Genomic DNA, 17,758 nt, shown 5'->3' with positions numbered 1-17,758 from the left:
CGGAGCGTGCGGGGAGTTCGGAGTCATCCCGGAACACCTGCCTCCTCTCGTCATTCCCGAGAACGCAAACTCAGGGTTCGCGAGCAAGCTCGCTCCTACGAAAAGCAAAAGCAAAAGCGCGTTTGCTCTTGGACTTCCAGAGAAATAGCCGAGCGCACCGGAGTGCCCCTTCAGAAGGCCGAGCGAAACCGGCGCTCAGGAGGTCATGCGACATGGATGTCGCGAGAGCCCCGATGGGCTACAGGGACGTACCCTCGGGGCGGGCCTCCGTGGCGGGGGAGTTCGTGAGGGTAGCCCGGCTCCATCGGGCCCGTATGTCGGGGCAAGCCTTTTTGGTTCCTTTTGTGGCGTCTGACAAAAGGGACTCGCCCGAGGGGGCGAAACAAGACGGTCGGGCAAACTCGGAGCGGCGCAGAAACACCCAAGCCGAGGCAGCTAGGTTATTCCCCTTCGGGCCAGCACAAGCGCTGTTCGCGATGGAGCCGCGCCTCGCGTTCGCTGGAATGACGGGGATTGAGGTCGGGACAAAGGTTGAGGCTCTGCAAAAGAGCACCCTCTCCCCAGCCCTCTCCCGCAAGCGGGAGAGGGGGCCGTTCGGAGCGAGCGGTGAATTCGGAGTCATCCTGAGACTCCCAGCCCCCTCGTCATTCCCGCGAATACGGGACACGCCACGACCATGCGCCCCTGGAGCCGCCGGCCAGAACACCGCTCTCCATGGGGATGCCGAGGCTCCCCCCGTCCCGCCATGAACGCCCCACCCCCTCCGCGAACAACCTTTTCCGCCCCCCACCGACAGCCGCCGACCAATGCCGCCGGACTTTAGGGAGCGCCTTAGATACACGGCAGCGATGGCCTTTTAGCATCCTCCCTCGCCTGCCGGACGCCCGCACAGACGGGGCCAAGCGGCAGGCCTGCCAAACGAACGGCGGCGGGCCCGGCCCGCCGCCGTTCGACACTAGACTCAGGAGTACCACATGACTGTCAGCAAGAACCTGTCCCGCGAGGCGGCCGCTTCCGTGCTCGCCCAGAACGATCCGCTAGAAGTGCCCGTGGCGCCGCCCGCCCCGCACATCAGCTACGTGCTCGACGATGCCGGTACGCCGGCCTACCAGGGCATCGTCCAGCTCAACGGCTACACCGACGACACCACGCCGACGCTGATCGGCAACGGCGCGGCCGCCGGCGACCTGATCAAGGTCTACCACGGCGACCGGGTGATCGGCAGCACCATCGTCCAGGGCAACGGCTCCTGGCGCTTCACCCCCTCCGAGGAACTGCGCGAGGAGGGCGTGCAAGTGCTGCGCGCCACCGCTACCGACAGCAGCAACGGTCTGGAAAGCGACTTCAGCCCGCCCTTCAGCTTCATCCTCGACCTGACCCCGCCCAGCGCCCAGGCCACCATCCAGAACGTTTCCGAAGCCCTGCCCGAGCAACCGCTGGTCACCGTGGACTCCACGCCCATGCTGTTCGGCAGCCTGAGCACCGCCCTGGCCGCCAACGAGAAGCTGCAGATCAGCCTGGACACCGGCGCCACCTGGCAGGACGTCGCCTCCGTCAGCGGCGCCTACTGGCAATACCAGGACGTGCGCGAGCTGCAGAACGGCAACTACACCTACCTGCTGCGCACCATCGACGCCGCCGGCAACCAGGGCGCCATGACCGCCCAGCAGATCACCGTCAGCCGCGAGGTGACCCCGCAGCCGGTGGAAGGCATCAAGGTCAGCATCATCGGCATCACCCCGGACACCGGCGTGGAAGGCGACTACATCACCAGCGCCTCGAAGATCACCCTGCTGGGCACCCTCAGCGAGGAACTGCCGGCCGGCGCCAAGCTGCAGGTCAGCGTCGATGGCGGCAACAGCTGGAAGACCGTGCAGGCCTTCGGCACCGACTGGATCTACATCGACCCCAGCGTGCACAACCTCGGCACTCAGGTGCGCTACGAAATGCGCGTGCTGGACGCCCAGGGCAACCCGGTGGCCAGCAGCTACGCGGCCCAGGACGTGGTCTTCGACGCCGGCAACCCGCTGCCGGACATGTACTCCAGCATCGAGCTGGGCACCGACACCGCGGTGGAGATCGCCGGCCAGTACAGCAACGCGCAGAGCGCGCAGAACAACGACTTCATCACCCGTGACAACAGCGTCACCCTGTCCGGCAAGCTCAGCGCCGCGCTGCAGATCGGCCAGCACCTGCAACTGTCCCTGGACGGCGGCAAGACCTGGGAGACGCTGATGTCCAACGGCGGCCAGCTGTGGAGCTACACCAGCGAACCGCTGTCGGCCAGCCAGCAGCTGGGCGTGAAACTGCGGGTGGCCGACAACGCCGGCAACAGCGTCGAGCTGGGCGAGCGCACCCTGGTCGTCGACATCGACTCGCCGGTGCCCTTCGCCTTCGCCCCGCAGCTCGGTGCGCAGGCCTTGAGCGGCGAGCGCGCCTACTACTCCAGCGCCCAGTACGGCCTGGCCGAGGCCGGCGCCACCGTGGCCCTGGTGCAGGACGTCAACCGCGACGGCCGCTACCAGGAAGGCCTGGACAAGATCGTCGGCTACGCCGTGGCCGGCAACGACGGCCGCTGGAGCTTCGACGCCATCCTGCCCGAAGGCCAGCAGCAACTGGGCTTCGTCACCTGGGACGTGGCCGGCAACAACTCCGGCTTCGGCCCGCAGGTGCTGACCGACGCCCACCGCCCGGTCAACGAGGCCGGCTTCAGCGTCCATGACACCGGCTGGGGCGGCACGGTCGCCTCGGTGCGCGGCTCCAACACCGCGGCCATGGCCATGAGCGCCGACGGCACCTGGTCGTTCTTCCAGAGCACCGGCTACGCCCTGAGTTCCACCGCCTACAAGAACGCCGGCCACGTCTTCAGCGGCCTGGACCGTGACGAGTACCGCGCCAGCTACCTGAGCGAGCCGCTGAAGGTCACCTCGGACGGCAACGGGCACATGATCTCCAAGGCCACCTTCGCCGACTACAACCGCGACGGCCTGATGGACGTCATCGCCAATGTGAGTGGCAACTCCGCGGACCTGCCGGTATGGACCGCCAAGGCGGACGGCACCTACACCGCAGGCTCGGTCAACAACCCCAACCGGCTGAACATCGGCGGCGTGATCGCCTGGGACGGCAACGGCGACGGCTACACCGACTTCATCGTGGTCGACAACACCATCGGTAGCTGGGGCTTCAACCTCATCCACAACGACAACGGCGTGCTGAAAGGGGAGCGCAAGGGCAACACCTGGTGGGGTTCGGAGATCAGCGGCGTCGACCTCAACAACGACGGCGCCGTGGACCTGGCCGGTCACAACGACCAGCACGGCAACACCGCCCTGGGCGTATTGCTGACCCAGAGCGACGGCAGCTGGAGCAAGGAGCAGACCTTCGGCAGGATGTTCCGCAGCGATAGCGCCGGCAGCACGGAATACAACAACCTGGCCTCCTCCATGACCTGGGCCGACTTCGACGGCGACGGCGACCTGGACCTGTTCCTGGCCCGCGGTGCTCGCAGCTCCACCGGCCATAACGGCAATTCCGACGACAGCCGCATCTACCTGAACAAGGGCACCGATGCCAACGGCAAGTGGCTGGGGATGGACAACGACAACCCGCTGTTCTTCAACGACGCCCTCGGCCAGGACCAGAAAGGCAACCTGGTGCACTTCGACGGCGGCCCGTCCTTCGCCGTGGACTGGAACCATGACGGCAAGATGGACGTCATCGAGGCGCCGCGGCAGAACGCCGCCTGGTCCTCCACCAATGCCGCCATGACGCCGGTGCTGTTCATCAACCAGGGCAATGGCGACTGGATGAACAGCGGCCAGCTGCTGGGCAACGAGGCCTACGACAACGTCACCGGCGCGGTGGCGGTGGACTACGACTTCGACGGCGCCGTGGACCTGCTGCTGTACCGCACCTCCGGCAAGGACCATGTGGGCCTGGATACCGCTTCGTCGCCCACGGTGCTGATCCGCAACGAGAACCACGTGGCGGAAGGCACCAGCCTGATCCTGCGCATCCTCGACAAGAACGGCATGAACAGCTACTTCGGCAACACCGTGCAGCTGTTCGACGCGGCGGGCCGCCTGGTCGCCACCCAGATCCTCAACCCGCAGTCCGGGGTGACCAACGACAGCTCCGGCCTGGTGTACTTCTACGGTCTGGACGCGAACCAGACCTACAGCGCCAAGCTGCTGGCCGAGCCTGCCATCGGCAACGGCAACATGGTCCCGGGCCGCTTCGAAGAGGACCTGGGCCTGATCAACCCGACCTGGGGCAACCTGGTCACCGGCGCCGCCGAGCACGCCTACGTGCTGACCGCCGGCAAGCCGACCGTGAGCTTCGACAGCCAGGGCGCGGGCACCGTGGGCACCGGCTACAACGACAGCTTCATGGCCACCGAGGGCAACGACGTCATCAACGGCGGCGGCGGCTGGAATCTGCTGGCCGACGGCAGCAAGCAGTGGAGCGCCACCCAGGGCCTGGACGAAGTGGACTACCAGTTCGCCAAGCAGGGCGTGCAGGTCAATCTGCAGAGCGGCCAGTCGCTGGGCATGGGCAACGACACCCTGATCGGCATCGAGGCCGTGAAGGGCAGCTGGTACGCCGACGCCTTCATGGACAACGCCGCCAGCAACCGCTTCGAAGGCCGCGGTGGCGACGACGTCTACTACCTCTTCGGCGGTGGCAACGACACCCTGGCCTATCGTCCGGTCGATGCCTGGGACGTTTCCGCCGATGGCAGCAACGGCCACGACATGGTGTTCGGCTTCGGCCTGGGCAACGTGCTGAACAACAGCAACGCCGACATCATCGACCTGCGCGGGATGCTCGGCTACGGCGGCCCGGTCAGCCTGGTCCGGGATGACGGCGTGCTGCAGCTGGATGCCTCGTCCCAGGGGCTGCTGGACTACCTGTCGAGCCGCGTCGAGGGCAACAACACCATCATCAGCGTCGACCGCGACGGCATCGGCCAACAGGTCGGTTCCACCGACCTGATCACCCTGATGGGTGTGCGTACCGACCTGCTGAACCTGATCCAGAACCACCAGATCATGGTCTGAGGCCCTGAACCGCCCCGGCGCTTGCGCCGGGGCACCGATTCGTTTTCAGCGGCGCCGAATTTTCTCCCCCTTGGTGGCGCCGCTTTTTTCTTTCCGGGCGCGAGCAGGCTCGTGACCCCACATCGGCCTGGCGGCCTTTCTTCGAAGTTCAGAAAAATCTGGCTGATGTAGGTCGTTTTGCTTCCCCAGATTCGGACATCCCCGGTGTTTCCGCCCGGGCTCCATCGGTAGAAAGACCCATCGCCGAACGACAACCCAAAGGCTCCTGACCTTGAGTACCGAAACACCCCTGTTCCGCACCGAGGCCCTGCAAGGGCAGGGCGCCCACTGGCTGGGCCCGATCATCCTCATACGCCCGCTATCCTTCAGCGTGCTCACCGCCCTGGCCACCCTGTTCGCCCTGCTGGTGGCGGGTCTCTTCATCTGGGGCAGCTACACCAAGCGCAGCACCGTGGTCGGGCAACTGCTGCCGGTCAACGGCCAGGCCAAGGTGCACGCGCCGCAGATGGGCGTGATCATCGAGAAATCCGTCCGCGAAGGGCAGAAGGTCGAGCGCGGCCAGACCCTCCTGCGCCTGTCCAGCGAACGCTACAGTGGCCAGGACCAGGCGGTGCAGGCCGGCATCAGCCATCAGCTGGAGGCCAGCCGCGAGTCCCTGGAACAGCAGCTGGAGAAGCTGCAGCGGCTGCAGGCCGACGAACGCCGCAGCCTGCAGGCCAAGGTCGTCAGCCTGCGCGAGGAGCTGGCCACCCAGGCCGCCCAGCTGCAGAGCCAGCGCAAGCTGCTGGCCATCGCCAGCGACGCCGAGGGCCGTTACCGCGGGCTGATGGAGAAGGGCTACATCTCCATGGACCAGTTCCAGCAGCGCCAGGCCGAGCTGCTCGGCCAGCGCCAGACCCTGCAGCGCCTGGAGCGCGAGCGCACGGCGCTGCAACAGCAACTGCGCGAACAACAGGCCACCCTCGACGGGCTCGATGCGCGCCACGCCAACCAGCGCGCCGAGCTGCAACGCCAGCTCAACGGCGTGCGCCAGCAACTGGGCGAGAGCGAGGCCAAGCGCACCCTGCGCATCGTCGCGCCGGAAGCGGGCATCGCCACCGCCGTGCTGGCCGAGGTCGGCCAACTGGTCGACCCCTCGCGGCCGCTGCTGAGTATCGTCCCCGAGAATGCAGAACTGATCGCCGAACTCTATGCGCCGAGCCGCGCGGTGGGCTTCATCAAGGTTGGCGATACGGCGCGGATCCGCTACCAGGCCTACCCCTACCAGAAATTCGGCCAGTACAACGGCAAGGTGCTGTCCATCTCGCGCACCTCGCTGCCGTACAACGAGCTGGCGGCCATGGCCGGCAGCGTGCCGGGCGTCGGCCAGAGCGGCGAGCAGTACTACCGCATCCGCGTGCGACTGGACGAACAGCAGGTGCGCGCCTACGGCCAGCCGCGCCCGCTGCAGAGCGGCATGCTGCTGGAGGCCGACCTGCTGCAGGAAACCCGCAAACTCTACGAATGGGTCCTCGAACCCCTCTACAGCCTGTCCGGCAAACTCTGAGGTATCGCGCCGTATGGCTATCTTCGACTCCCTCGCGCTGCGCTTCGGCCGGCGCCTGCCCAGCATCCAGCAGACCGAGGCCGCCGAGTGCGGCATCGCCTGCCTGGCCATGGTCGCCGGCTACCACGGCAGCCACCACGACCTGCGCGAAATGCGCCAGCGCTTCAACGTCTCGCTCAAGGGCATCACCCTCAAGCAACTGATCGAGGCGGCGCAGCAGATGGGCATGGCCACGCGCCCGCTGAAGCTGGGCCTGGCCGACCTGCCCAAGCTGCGCACCCCGTGCATCCTGCACTGGGACTTCAAGCACTTCGTCGTGCTCAAGTCGGTGAGCCGCCGCGGCGCGGTGATCCACGACCCGGCCCACGGCATCCGCAAGGTGGGCGTGGAGACGCTGTCGCGTTCCTTCACCGGCGTGGCCCTGGAGCTGTGGCCCGACGCCGCCTTCGAGAAGAAGGAGGCCAAGCCGAACCTGCGCCTGCTCGGCATGCTCGGCAAGGTCAGCGGCCTGTACCGCTCCCTGGGCCAGGTGCTGCTGCTGTCGCTGGCCCTGGAGGTGTTCGCCCTGGTCAGCCCGTTCTTCATGCAGTGGACCATCGACAACGTCATCCCCAGCAACGACCGCGACCTGCTGACCACGCTGCTGATCGGCTTCGGCCTGATGATGCTGATGCAGCAGATCATCGGCGCCGTGCGCCAATGGGTGGGCATGCACATGGGTACGCTGCTCAACGTGCAGTGGCGGGCCAACGTCTTCACCCACCTGCTCAACCTGCCCACGCAGTATTTCGAGAAGCGCCACCTGGGCGACATCGTCTCGCGCTTCGGCGCCGTCGACAGCATCCAGTCGACCCTGACCTCGGCTTTCCTGGTGGCGGTGCTCGACGGCCTGATGACCATCGCCACCCTGGGCATGATGCTGGTCTACAGCCCGCTGCTGGCCAGCATCGCCATCGTCTGCATGGTGCTCTACGCCCTGGTGCGCTGGGTCTCGTACCAGCCGCTGCGCAACGCCACCGAGGAAGAGATCATCCATGGCGCGCGGCAGCAGACGCACTTCCTCGAAACCATGCGCGGCGTGCGCCCGCTGAAGCTGTTCCAGCGCCAGACCGAGCGCCGCGCCACCTGGCTGAGCCTGCTGGTGGAGCAGGTCAACGCCGGCCTGCGCACGCAGAAGCTGGGGCTGCTCTACGGCCAGGTCAACGGCCTGCTGTTCGGCATCGAGAACCTGCTGGTGATCTACCTGGGGGCGAACATGGTGATGGACGGCCACTTCACCGTGGGCGCGCTCATGGCCTTCCAGTCCTACAAGGGCCAGTTCGACAGCCGCGTGGGCAGCCTGATCGACAAGTTCTTCGAGCTGCGCATGCTGCAGCTGCAGGGCGAGCGCCTGGCCGACATCGTCCTCGAAGCGCCGGAGCAGGGCGGCAGCGGCATCGACCCCGACCTGCTGCGCCAGCGCGAGTTCGGCATCGAGCTGCGCGGCCTGCGCTACCGCTACTCGGAACACGAGCCCTACGTGCTCGACGGCATCGACCTGGACATCCGCGCCGGCGAGTCGGTGGCCATCGTCGGGCCCTCCGGCTGCGGCAAGAGCACCCTGGTCAACATCATGCTCGGCATCCTGCCGCCGTCCGACGGAACGATCCGCGTGGCCGGCATGGAGCTGTCGCAGATCGGCCTCGACGGCCTGCGCAGCGTGGTCGGCACGGTGCTGCAGGACGACAGCCTGTTCGCCGGCTCGCTGGCGGAGAACATCGCCTTCTTCGATCCTGCGATGGACATGGAGTGGGTGATGGAGTGCGCGCGCCTGGCGGCCATCCACGACGAGATCATGATCGCGCCCATGGGCTACAACACCCTGGTCGGCGACATGGGCACGGTGCTCTCCGGCGGCCAGAAGCAGCGCATCCTGCTGGCCCGGGCGCTGTACAAGCGGCCGCAGATCCTGTTCCTCGACGAGGCCACCAGCCACCTCGACGTGGACTGCGAACGCCGCGTCAACGAGGCCATCCGCTCGCTGAACATCACCCGGGTGATGGTCGCCCACCGTCCCGAGACCATCGCCTCGGCCGACCGCGTGGTGGTCATCGCCGGCGGCAAGGTGGTGGGCGAGCGGGCCGTCGACCCCGGGCTGCTGGAGGGCGAGCCGGCATGAAGCGCATCCTCCCGTTCGCCCTGGCGCTGGCCGCGGGCCCCGAGGCCCTGGCCGGGCCGGACGTCTTCCGCACCGAGCGCACGCTGCCCCAGGCGCCGGTCAGCGAGGCGCGGCACGGCGGCGTGCCCTGCCTGTTCAACGGCGTCCAGGCGGAACTGGCGCTGGACGAGGCTATCGAGCGCATGCTCTGCCAGGACCCGCAGACCCGCCAGGCCTGGGCCGAGGCCAAGGCCCAGGCGGCGCAGATGGGCGTCGCCTGGTCGGCCTACCTGCCGCGCCTGGGCGCCAGCGTCGGCGCCAGCGACGGTCGCAGCCGCACCGACTACCTGGACTTCGACGGCGTCGAGACCTCGACCCGCCAGAAGAGCCTCGATGCCCGCCTCGACCTGAGCTGGGTGCTGTTCGACTTCGGCAAGCGCCGCGCCGCGCTGCGCAGCGCCCGGCACCTGCTGGTGGCGGCCAACGCCAGCCACGACGCGATACTGCAGAACGCCTTCGTCAACGCCGCCCAGGTCTACTACGACGCCCTGGCCGCCCAGGATGCCCTGGCCGCGGCGCAGCAGGTCAAGGACATGGCCGAGGAGAACTTCCAGGCCGCCGACGCCAAGTACCGGGCCGGCGCGGCGGCGCTTTCCGACCGCCTGCAGGCGCAGACCGCCGCGTCCCAGTCCGAGCTGCGCCTGGTGCGCGCCCGCGGCAACCTGGACAACGCCCTGGGCACGCTGGCGTTGCGCATGGGGCTGGCGCCGGACAGCGCGCTGAAGCTGTCCAGCGAACTGACGCCGATGCCCGATACCGGCTTCGTCGGCGCCATCGACCGGCTGCTGGCCCAGGCGCGCAGCCATCACCCCGAGCTGATCGCCGCCCAGGCGCGGCTGGACGCGGCCCAGGAAAAGGTCCGCGAGGCGCGCGCCGAAGGCCGGCCGACCCTGGCCCTGACCGGCAGTCTCAGCCATGCGCGCAACGACCTGCCGCTGGCGCTGAACGGCGACACCCGGCAGCGCGATTCGAGCCTGGGCCTGCAACTGAACATCCCGCTGTTCGAGGGCTTCGAACGCAACTACCGGGTGCGTGGCGCGCGGGCCCAGGTCGAGGCCAGCCGCGCGGCCCTGGCCGGCGCCGAGCAGCAGGTGTCGCTGCTGGTGTGGGGCAGCTACCAGCGGCTGATGGTCGATACCCGCAGCCTGAAGAGCACCGACGCCCTGGTCGAACAATCGCGCCAGGCCCTGGAGGTGACCCGCGGGCGCTACCGTTCCGGGGTCGGCAGCATGATCGAACTGCTCAACGCCCTGAGCGCCTACGCTGATGCCCAGGAGCAGCACATCCGCGCCCTGGCCGACTGGCAGAATGCCCGCCTGCAACTGGCGGCGGGATTGGGCCGTCTGGGGTTCTGGGCGCTTCAGTGAGGCGCGGCGGCAAGTAGCGGATATTTCCGGCCGGTAAATAAGAAAGCCGCTTCGGTATGAATCGAAGCGGCTTTTTTGTCGTTAGGGGAGGGTGGCCATTTATATAGGCGGCGCTCGAATTATCTTTTGGATCATATTTGTCCGCTATTTATGAGATTGTCTTGTACGAAACTTCCAGGTTCGCTGGTTGTATTTTTATGGCCTTTTGCCAGGAAATCTGAATGGCGATTGAGTTCGCCGATTTAAGGTTGTCATGGGTATTTCCATACAGAACAATGACCTGGTCGCGCCACATAAGTGGTAGCGCAGTAAGAAAGCCAACATAAGCACTCAATGTGCAAGGAGTATGAAAATGCAAGAGTTGAACATTCACGAAGTAGAGATGGTCGCCGGCGCCGGCATCATCGAAGACGTTGTCGGCCGCATCGGCGCCGCCATCATGCTGATTCCGCTGTCCCTCAGCACCGGCGTGGCGAAGGGCGTGGTAACCGGTGGTTCGGTGGGCGGCATTCTGGGCGTCGGCGTCGCCAGCGGTGCCTTCGGTGGCGTCATCGGTGGCGTTCTCGGCGTTATCCATGCCGTTACCTACGGCCTGGTGAATGGCTGGGGCATGTCGCTGGAAACCTTCAACTCCAACGCCGAAGGCTGGTGGCGTATGGATTATCCGGCTCCGCAGGTCGGCAATAGCGGCGGTCTGCTCGGCGGCCTGCTGGGCGGCGGTTCCTCCACCGGCCCGCGTTGATCCGGCATCGACCCGAATGAATGCCACCGCTTGGCTGGGTGGCATTCCCATCTGTTCGGTGGAACAGGGAGCCTGCCGGTATCCGGCAGGCTCCTCTATGCGCTCGATGATGGAGGCATGATGAAAGAACTCAATGGGCAGGAACTGGAAATGGTCGCCGGCGGAGCCTCTTCCGGCTTCCTCGACAGCATCGGCGGTGCGCTCTTCGGCACCTTGAGCGGTGCGCTGGGGGGCATCACCCAGGGGCTTTCCAGCCTGCTGGGCGGCAACCCGATCGGCGCTATCCTCAACGTCACCGTGGGCACGATCTTCGGTGCCATCTCCGGGTTGTTCAATGGCCTGGCACAGGGGACTTCCTCGCAACTCCAATCCTTGGGAAGTCTCTTGGGCAATCCATTCTCCGGCAATAATTCCGGCTCTGGAAACGGGCCGCGTTGATATCGCAGTACGCTGTCTTATCGAAAATAAGCCACTACTTCGGTAGTGGCTTTTTTTGTTGTCTGGCGATAGTCCCTGGTTGATTTCTTAAATATATCAATCGGAATTTTCTTAATTTTATCTATAAGAGATTTCCTACAAGTCAGGTTGGATTTCTCCACTGTCTGGCTATTCGGCTCGCGTAATAGCCTATTGCCTGATTCTTTAGCGGTTCGAGGCTTTTTCAGGATATCCCCGAAGAATGTCCACGACCTGACTCGTAGCATTGCGGCTCGATTTTTCAGGGTGGTTCAGATGTTTCTCAACAAGTTGCACTGGGGTGCGCTGGCCTGGCTGGCATTCACCCCGCTGGTGGTCCTCGGCGCCGAGCCGGAGGGCAAGGGCGGCAAGCGCCTGCTCTGCCAGCCCGAATGCGGGTGGCAGGATGCCCCGCGGAAGAAACTGGACCTGTCGGTCGACCACCTGACCCGCGACTGGCAGTCGTCGGACGCCGGAGCGGGGCAGGGCGGTACCCTGGACCTGTGGCATGCGGTCAGCCTGGCGGTACAGACCTACCCGTCGATCCGCGATGCCGCGGCCCAGCTCGACCAGCAGCGCGAGGCCATCAACGTGGCCAGGGCCGGCTACCTGCCGACCATCCAGACCGGCCTGAACACCGGCAAGCAGGGCGCCTACGGCAGCGGCCAGAACCTGTCGCTGTCCGCCTCGCAGATGATCTACGACTTCGGCAAGGTGGCCAACGCGGTCAAGGGCGCCGAAGCCGGCGTGCAGGTGCAGCGCTTCCAGCTGATGAGCGAGGTGGACGAGGTCGCCCGGCAGTCGGCCCAGGCGCTGATCGAAGTGGCCCGCTACCGCGCCCTGCGCGACAGCGCCCGGACCCTGGTGGACGGCCTGCAGCGCCTGCGCCAGTTGGCCCGGCAGCGCGCCAGCGAAGGCGCCAGCACCCAGGCCGACCTGATCCAGGCGCAGTCGCGGGTGGAGGCGGCCGAAGCCTCGCTGCTGGCCATCGAGACGCAGCTGCGCCAGCAGAAGAGCAAGCTGCGCACCATGATCGGCCGCGAGGTGGACGAGGCCGCCGTGGACGTGCCCGCCGAGCGCCTGCAACAGGCCGTGCGGCTGATCGAGCCGAACCCGCGGATGCCGGTCGGCGTGCGCATGGCGGTGGCCGAGCGCGAGGAGGCCGAGGCCCAGCTGTCCCTGGCGCGCGCCAACACGCGGCCGACCTTCACCGTCGACGGCGGCGTCAACAAGTACTTCGGCAATGCCGGCGACATGGCCGGCGAGCGCGTCTACACCCTGACCCTCGGCGTCAAGCACGACCTCTTCGCCGGCGGCGCGCCCTCGGCGCGGGTGCGCGGCGCCGGCCAGGCGCTGCGGGCGGCCGAGGAGCGCCTGCACACCCGGCAGCTGGAGGCCCGCGACCAGTGGGTCGCCCTGCAGGAACAGATGGGCGGCCTCGACGAGCGCCTGCGCGTGCTCGCCGACCGCCAGAAAAGCATCGTCGACACCCAGCGCCTGTACCGCGAGCAGTACCTCTCGCTGGGCACCCGCACGCTGCTCGACCTGCTCAACGCCGAGCAGGAGATCTACCAGGCGCAGAGCGATTCGGTGAACGCCCGCCACGACCTGTGGAGCGCCCAGGTGGCCTTCATCAACGCCACCGGGCGGATGCACGACGTCTTCCAACTCGAGAGTGATTCCCTATGACCGCGCAAGCGCAACGCCCGGATGCCGTCAGCAGCCCGTGGCTGGAAGCCATGCTGATGGTGGCCCGGCATTACCGCCTGGACGTTTCCGAAGAACGCGTCCGCGTCGGCCTGCAATGGCGCCAGGGCCAGGACCTGGACGGGCAGCTGCAGCACATGGCCCGCGACATGGGTCTGACGCTGCGCGCCGAAGCCCTGGACAAGGGCGTGCTCGACCCCTGGCGCCTGCCGGTGCTGGCGCAGTTCTCCGGCGGCCAGGTCGGCGTCATCGAAAGCATCGACGGCCAGGGCCGCGTCGGCGTGCGCCTGAGCGGCGAGCAGGGCGTGCTGCAGGCCCTGCCGGCAGAGGAAGTGGTCGAGCGGGTGGAGCGCGTCTACTGCCTGCGCCCCGAGGTCGCGGTGGCCGACGTGCGCGTCGACGACTACATCAAGCCCTACCAGCCCAACTGGTTCTGGAGCCTGGTGCTGCGCGACTGGCGGCGCTACGGCGACGTCATGCTCGCCTCGCTGGTGGCCAACGTCCTGGCCCTGGCCTCCATGCTGTTCTCCATGCAGGTCTACGACCGCGTGGTGCCGTCGCAGTCCGAGCCGACCCTCTGGGTATTGTTCGGCGGGGTGCTGCTGGCGGTGCTCATCGGCTTTGGCATGCGCCTGGCGCGCACCCACATCTCCGACCTGATCGGCAAGCGCGCCGACCTGCGCATTTCCGACCGCGTCTTCGGCCACGCCCTGCGCCTGCGCAACGAGGCCATGTCCAAGTCCACCGGCTCGTTCATCTCGCAGATCCGCGAGATGGAGCAGGTGCGCGAACTGATCACCTCGACCACCCTGGGCGCGCTGGCCGACCTGCCGTTCTTCTTCCTGTTCCTGGTGGTGCTCTGGTCGGTGGGCGGGGTCATGGCCCTGGTGCCGCTGGCGGTGCTGCCGCTGCTGCTGATCCCCGGCCTGCTGGCGCAGAAGCCGCTGGCGCGGCTGTCCAAGGAAGGCATGCGCGAGTCGGCGATCCGCAACGCCATCCTGGTGGAGGCGGTGCAGGGCATCGAAGACGTCAAGCAGCTGCGCGCCGAACAGCGCTTCCAGAACCAGTGGAACCACCTCAACGAGGTCTCGGCCACCGTCAGCATGCGCCAGCGCTTCATCTCCGGCGCGCTCATGGCCTGGACCCAGGAAGTGCAGACGCTGGTCTACGTGCTGGTGGTGCTGGTCGGCTGCTTCCAGGTGATGAGCGGCGACATGACCACCGGCGCGCTGATCGGCATGTCCATCCTGTCCTCGCGGATGATCGCGCCGCTGGCGCAGATCTCCGGGATCATGTCGCGCTGGCAGCAGGCCAAGGTCGCTCGCGAGGGCCTGGAGGAGCTGATGCAGCGCCCGGTGGAAAGCGCCGAGGGCGGCAAGCGCCTGCACCGCCCGGTGCTGCACGGCGACTACCAGCTCGAAGGCGTGCGCTTCCGCTACGGCCAGGACGACAAGCGCGCGGCCATCGAAGTGGGCCAGCTGCGCATCGCCGCCGGCGAGAAGGTGGCCATCCTCGGCCGCAACGGCGCCGGCAAGTCCAGCCTGCTGCAACTGCTGGCCGGCATGTACCGGCCGCAGGAGGGCAGCCTGCTGCTCGACTCGCTGCGCCTGGAACTGATCGACCCCTACGACGTGCGCCGCGACGTGGCCTTCCTCAGCCAGCAGGCCAACCTGTTCTTCGGCACCCTGCGCGACAACCTGACCATGGGCCGGCCCAACGCCAGCGACGAGGAACTGCTCGAGGCCCTGCGCCTGAGCGGCGCCCTGGGCATGGTGCAGGCGCTGCCCGACGGCCTGGAGCACATGGTCCAGGAAGGCGGCCGCGGCCTCTCCGGCGGCCAGCGCCAGAGCCTGCTGCTGGCCCGCACGCTGCTGCGCCAGCCGCGTGTGCTGCTGCTCGACGAACCCACCGCCTGGCTCGACGAAGTCGGCGAGCAGGGCCTGATCCGCCACCTGGAGCCCTGGCTGGCCTCGCGCACCCTGGTGGTGGCGACGCACCGCCCGGCGGTGCTCAAGTGGGTCGACCGCATCATCGTGGTCGACAACGGCCGCGTCGTCCTCGACGACACCAAGCAGGCGGTGCTGGCCAAGCTCGCCGGCGGGCCGGCGGCCAAGCCCGGCGAGAAGGCCCCGGCCGTCGCCTGAGCCACCACTGAATTCGCAGAGGACGCGGGCCCTGGCCCGCGTCGGGAGTGACCATGCAAGCCAATTCGATTCAAGCGCCCGGGGCCGCGCCCCTGGCCCCCTACTTCCAGGCGAAGGAGCACGCGCCGCGCGCCACCTGGCTGATCTGGAGCGTACTCGGCGGCATGCTGCTGCTGTTCGCCTGGGCCTACCTGTTCGAGCTCGACGAGGTTTCCACCGGCACCGGCAAGGTGATCCCCAGCTCCCGCGAGCAGGTGGTGCAGTCGCTGGAGGGCGGCATCCTCGCCGAGCTGCGGGTCAAGGAGGGCGACCGCGTCGACGCGGGCCAGGTGCTCGCCCAGCTCGACCGCACCAAGACCGAATCCTCGGTGGGCGAGAGCACCTCGCGCCTGCGCGCCGCCCTGGCCATGGCCGCGCGCCTGCGGGCGGAAGTGGACGGCGGCGAACTGGTGTTTCCCGCGCAAGTGCTGGAGGAGCCGGACCTGGTGAAGTCCGAGACCGCCCTGTACAAGTCGCGGCGCAACAGCCTGGAGAAGAGCCTCAAGGGCATCAACGAGGCCCTGGCCCTGGTTGACAAGGAACTCAAGCTGACCACGCGCCTGGCCGAGATCGGCGCGGCGAGCAACGTCGAGGTGCTGCGCCTGAAGCGCCAGGCCAACGAGCTGGAACTCAAGGCCACCGAGACGCGCAACCAATACTACGTCAAGGCCCGCGAGGAGCTGGCCAAGGCCAACGGCGAAGTGGAGGCGCAGCAGTCGGTGACGCGCGGGCGCGCCGACTCGCTGACGCGCCTGACCGTGCTCTCGCCGGTGCGCGGCATCGTCAAGGACATCGAGGTGAACACCGTCGGCGGCGTCATCCCGCCCAACGGCCGCTTCATGGTCATAGTGCCGGTGGAGGACCAGTTGCTGGTGGAGGCGCGCATCTCCCCGCGCGACGTGGCCTTCATCCACCCCGGGCAGCGCGCCACGGTGAAGATCAGCGCCTACGACTACGCCATCTACGGCGGCCTGGAGGGCAAGGTGACGCACATCTCGCCGGACACCATCCAGGACGAGGTGCGCCGCGACCAGTACTACTACCGGGTGTTCGTGCGCACCGAGACCGACTCGCTGCAGAACAAGGACGGCAAGAGCTTCCCGATCTTCCCCGGCATGGTCGCCACGGTGGACGTGCACACCGGCAGCAAGACCGTCTGGGACTACCTGACCAAGCCGCTCAACCGCGCCCGCGAAGCGCTGCGCGAACGCTGAGGAGGGCAAGCATGGCCAAGCAACGCACGCCCAGCTACCGCGAACGCCGCGAGGTCGAGGCCGCCGGCCGGCGCGCCAGCGCCCTCTACGCCCAGGGCCGGCACGAGCAGGCCCTGCAACTGTGCCTGCAGACCGCCCGGCGCTGGCCGCAGCTGGCGGTGGCCTGGACCGACGCGGCGGTGAACTGCATCAAGCTGGAGCGCTGGCAGGAAGCCATCGAGCATGCCGGCCGCGCCCTGGCCGCCGGCGGCGACAGCCTGGCGCTGTTCGACGCCCTGTCCCACGCCCATTGCGCCCTGCGCCAGTGGGACCAGGTGCGCCGCCATGGCCTGCACGCGCTGAGCCTGCGCGAGCGCCAGTTCGGCGTCGAACCGCCGATCGCCCATGCCCTGCCGGCATTGCCGCCGCCGCCCGGCGCCGCCACCCGCGAGCGCAACCTGATCGCCTTCTCGCTGTTCGGCGCCAGCGCCAAATACTGCGAGACGGCGGTGCTCAACGTGCTGGAGCAGCCGCGCATCTACCCGCACTGGACCTGCCGCTTCTATATCGACGACAGCGTGCCCGAGGCCATCGTCCGCCGCCTGCTCGACAACGGTGGCCAGGTGGTGCGGGTGGACGAGGCCGCGCGCCAGTGGCCGGGGCCGATGTGGCGCTTCCTCGCCCTGGACGACGCCCAGGCCCAGCGCATCCTGTTCCGCGACGCCGACTCGGTGATCAGCGAGCGCGAGGCCGAGGCGGTGGCCCAGTGGCTGGCCAGCGACAAGCACTTCCACGCGCTGCGCGACAACGGCACCCATACCGAACTGCTGCTGGCCGGGCTCTGGGGCGTCGTCGGCGGGGCGCTGCCGCCGCTGGCGCAACTGGCCCGGCTGTTCTTCGCCGAACCGGTGGCTTCGCGGCATTTCGCCGACCAGCACTTCCTGCGCCGCTACGTCTGGCCCTATGCCCGGCGCAGCCTGCTGCAGCACGACTCGATGTTCGGTTTCCTCGACGCCGCCGGCTTCCCCGGCGGGCCCATGCCGGACGACTTCCACGTCGGCTACGCCGAAGGCTCGCCCCGCTTCGAACTGCCCTGCGCCCTGGCCGAAGGCAGCCGGGTGCGCTGGACCCTGTACCGGCGCGAAGGGGAGGGCGAGCAGGCGATCTGCGACTACGCCGCCACGGTGAACGCAGGCAGGGTGCAAGGGCACATCCCGGCACGCTATGCCGAGTGGATCCGTCGCGGCGAAGCCCGCATAGGGGTGGCCCCGGAAGTGTAGGGCGAATAACCGTTCGCGGTTATC

Annotated in this window: 10 protein-coding genes; all 10 read left to right on the top strand. The window is 67.6% G+C overall.

The genetic code is table 11. From position 1 onward, the window contains the following. The first annotated feature begins 974 nt into the window (after positions 1-974). The 10 genes from QSJ95_RS13035 (at position 975) to QSJ95_RS12990 (ending at position 17,734) form a co-directional block, all read left to right on the top strand. Positions 975-5,063, top strand: coding sequence for a VCBS repeat-containing protein (locus tag QSJ95_RS13035; RefSeq protein WP_285642880.1), 4,089 nt, complete (start codon positions 975-977; stop codon positions 5,061-5,063). A gap of 289 nt (positions 5,064-5,352) precedes the next feature. Further along, positions 5,353-6,609, top strand: coding sequence for an HlyD family secretion protein (locus tag QSJ95_RS13030; RefSeq protein ID WP_043267881.1), 1,257 nt, complete (start codon positions 5,353-5,355; stop codon positions 6,607-6,609). A 13-nt stretch (positions 6,610-6,622) separates the two neighbouring features. Continuing rightward, positions 6,623-8,767: a peptidase domain-containing ABC transporter gene (locus QSJ95_RS13025; RefSeq protein ID WP_064583561.1), complete on the top strand. Its 2,145-nt coding sequence runs from the start codon at positions 6,623-6,625 to the stop codon at positions 8,765-8,767. After that, positions 8,764-10,173: a TolC family protein gene (locus QSJ95_RS13020; protein ID WP_043266667.1), complete on the top strand. Its 1,410-nt coding sequence runs from the start codon at positions 8,764-8,766 to the stop codon at positions 10,171-10,173. Before QSJ95_RS13025 ends, QSJ95_RS13020 begins: the two co-directional genes overlap by 4 nt. 352 nt (positions 10,174-10,525) lie before the next feature. Continuing rightward, positions 10,526-10,915: a hypothetical protein gene (locus QSJ95_RS13015; RefSeq protein WP_058072141.1), complete on the top strand. Its 390-nt coding sequence runs from the start codon at positions 10,526-10,528 to the stop codon at positions 10,913-10,915. 117 nt (positions 10,916-11,032) lie between these two features. Continuing rightward, on the top strand, positions 11,033-11,353 hold the full coding sequence (locus QSJ95_RS13010) for a hypothetical protein (RefSeq protein WP_061561332.1): 321 nt from the start codon (positions 11,033-11,035) through the stop codon (positions 11,351-11,353). 294 nt (positions 11,354-11,647) lie between these two features. Continuing rightward, a complete protein-coding gene (locus tag QSJ95_RS13005; RefSeq protein ID WP_043266663.1) occupies positions 11,648-13,060 on the top strand; it encodes a TolC family outer membrane protein in 1,413 nt (470 codons plus the stop codon). Then, complete coding sequence (locus tag QSJ95_RS13000) at positions 13,057-15,222, top strand: type I secretion system permease/ATPase (RefSeq protein ID WP_009619434.1); 2,166 nt, start codon at positions 13,057-13,059, stop codon at positions 15,220-15,222. The genes QSJ95_RS13005 and QSJ95_RS13000 overlap by 4 nt, the downstream gene beginning before the upstream one ends. Positions 15,223-15,275: 53 nt before the next feature. Beyond that, the gene (locus QSJ95_RS12995; RefSeq protein WP_009619435.1) at positions 15,276-16,475 is read left to right on the top strand and encodes an HlyD family type I secretion periplasmic adaptor subunit; all 1,200 of its coding nucleotides are present in this window, start codon (positions 15,276-15,278) and stop codon (positions 16,473-16,475) included. A gap of 11 nt (positions 16,476-16,486) precedes the next feature. Then, positions 16,487-17,734, top strand: coding sequence for a tetratricopeptide repeat protein (locus QSJ95_RS12990; protein ID WP_285642870.1), 1,248 nt, complete (start codon positions 16,487-16,489; stop codon positions 17,732-17,734). The last annotated feature ends 24 nt before the right edge of the window (positions 17,735-17,758 follow it).

The sequence above is a fragment of the Pseudomonas sp. NBRC 100443 genome, assembly GCF_030268185.1.
Classification (GTDB): domain Bacteria; phylum Pseudomonadota; class Gammaproteobacteria; order Pseudomonadales; family Pseudomonadaceae; genus Pseudomonas; species Pseudomonas citronellolis.
The sequence above is the reverse complement of the archived record's forward strand: the minus strand, read 5'-3'. Positions and strand labels throughout refer to the sequence as shown.